The organism is Emticicia sp. (genome assembly GCF_049241225.1).
In the GTDB taxonomy this organism is placed as follows: Bacteria; Bacteroidota; Bacteroidia; order Cytophagales; family Spirosomataceae; genus Emticicia.
The window spans coordinates 3,589-5,574 of the sequence record NZ_JBMLRC010000078.1 but is presented as its reverse complement, the minus strand read 5'-3'; the positions used below and the strand labels follow the sequence as shown (position 1 = coordinate 5,574).

The window sequence follows — 1,986 nt, the reverse complement described above, 5'->3', positions numbered from 1 at the left end:
AAATCGAAGGCAGCTTTTCTATTTCTCAAAATTTCTTCATCACTTTCACGAGCATTTTGGCAATAACTGCATTGCCTTTATCGGCAGGGTGTAAGCCATCATAAGTCATATTGATTGACTCAGTAGGGTAGGGGTATTCGTCTTTTTCGGGGTTGAATGGCACATCAACATAATCAGGGTATTTAAAGTTTTTATACTCGCCCGTTTTTGGGTCTTTCAATCGCTTGAAGTTGACCATGTTTTTTTGCGTAATTCCACTTTTATTGAAAAGGTCAACGACAGGAATATTTTCGATTTTTGCAATATTCACTAATGCTTCTGCAAATTGTGCCAAATTTTGCTCATTTTTAGGTTTATAAGAGCCATAAGCATTGTTTTTGGCATTGGCTATATACACAAAATCGCCACGCTGAAGAGGTGTAATCAAGATAATTTTTGCAGTGGGGTTCAGGCTTTTTAATTTATCAATAATGATTCTGAATGAGCCATGAACCGTATTATTGCCAGTATTATTCTGATAATCTTCGAGTTTACCGAGTGGACGCCCTCGCCACCAATCGTTCGTTCCGAGAAATACAGAATATACATCGGCCGAAACCAAGCCAAGTTCATTGATTTTTTCGGCAATTCCGCCCGAAGTCCAGCCATTATGCCCTTGATTGATAACTTTTATGTACGGAAGTTTCTCCGTGACCCTTGTCATGTAGCCTTTCGCTACTCGATTGCCAGTTTGTTCGGGGTGGTCGTTGAGATACGTAATTGAGTCGCCGATGGCAACCCACGTGATTTCTTTAGGTTTGAAGGATAAAAAGCCAAGAAGAATCAGGCTGAGAAAGAGTACTTTTTTCATTTTTGGTTGAATAGTTTTATAAAAACAAAGCTATTCAGAAAACTAAAAAAATGTCATAAAAACGGAACAAAATTATTTCTTTGCTCCGTTTTCTACTTCTTCTAACCTAAAAGTAACCATTTGCTTGATTAGCTCAAAAGGCATCGGTTGGTTCAGCGGAAACTGAATTGAACCTTTACCGACTTTGTATTTTGTAAGTGCCTCCTGAAAAGCCACATTACCCGATGGCAGAGCATAAAAACCAATGTGGTTTTTGAAAGCCGCAAAATAAACCAGTACTTTACCTTGCTTGAAAGCGGGCATATTATAGCTGATAGTTTCTTGGGCTTCGGGGGCTGCTTCTTTGATACAGCTACGAATTTGATTCAAGATTTCGCCCACCTCTGGACTATAATCAGCAATATATTGGTCGATGTTTTGATAGGTTTTCTTTTCCATCTTTTGTGTAAATGTTTTATACAAAATTATGGAAAAAGAGTGATTAATAATTGTTGCAAAAACGACTATTTAAGGGGGTGTTTGCGACAGATTTACTTCGTATAGCAGAACGACCCGTAATTGCCTGTGCTATTTTGTTGGGCATAAAAATTAATCGATTGTATTTGGCTGGCATTGGGTACATCGGCAACGAATAGCGAGTCGTTGCTGGTATTGTCAAAGCTTAGGGTGAATTGTTGGGTTGTGCCATCGTTGAACGTAACTGAGGCATTGACCATGAAATCGCTTGGCGACCAAAATGAGGTTGGTAAATTGACACTTACTTTACAACCGCACATCATTTTTACATACACCGATATTTCGGTATTGCTCGGAGGAGTATTGGGCTCTAATAAAAGCCCTGGCACAATGACGGTAATTTTATAAAACTGCTGTTCTGGAATCAACCAAACTTCTTGCGAAAGACTGAGACTTTTGCCTGATGGAGTTGGAATACTGACGCTTAAAGTAGCTAATTCGGGGGCTTCGGGTAGAGAAAAAGCATTGCTAAGCCCCATAATTGTATTGATATTGGCCGTCAGATAATTGACTGATGGATTTTGTCCTGCCTCCGACGTGGGCGTTAAAATCGGCATCGGTGAGCTACTTCCTGCTGTAAATGTGGGCGAAATAACGCCATCGTTAGTGCTGGCAATGAC

Annotated in this window: 3 protein-coding genes; all 3 read right to left on the bottom strand. The window is 39.8% G+C overall.

Annotation, left to right across the window (positions count from 1 at the left end; translation table 11 throughout):
- Positions 1-25: 25 nt before the first annotated feature.
- Complete coding sequence (locus tag ACOVO2_RS05075; protein ID WP_421768921.1) at positions 26-850, bottom strand: SGNH/GDSL hydrolase family protein; 825 nt, start codon at positions 848-850, stop codon at positions 26-28.
- Positions 851-922: 72 nt separating this feature from the next.
- The gene (locus ACOVO2_RS05070; protein WP_421768920.1) at positions 923-1,288 is read right to left on the bottom strand and encodes an iron chaperone; all 366 of its coding nucleotides are present in this window, start codon (positions 1,286-1,288) and stop codon (positions 923-925) included.
- Positions 1,289-1,380: 92 nt separating this feature from the next.
- The coding region (locus tag ACOVO2_RS05065) for a hypothetical protein (RefSeq protein WP_421768919.1) at positions 1,381-1,986 on the bottom strand (606 nt) is incomplete at its 5' end.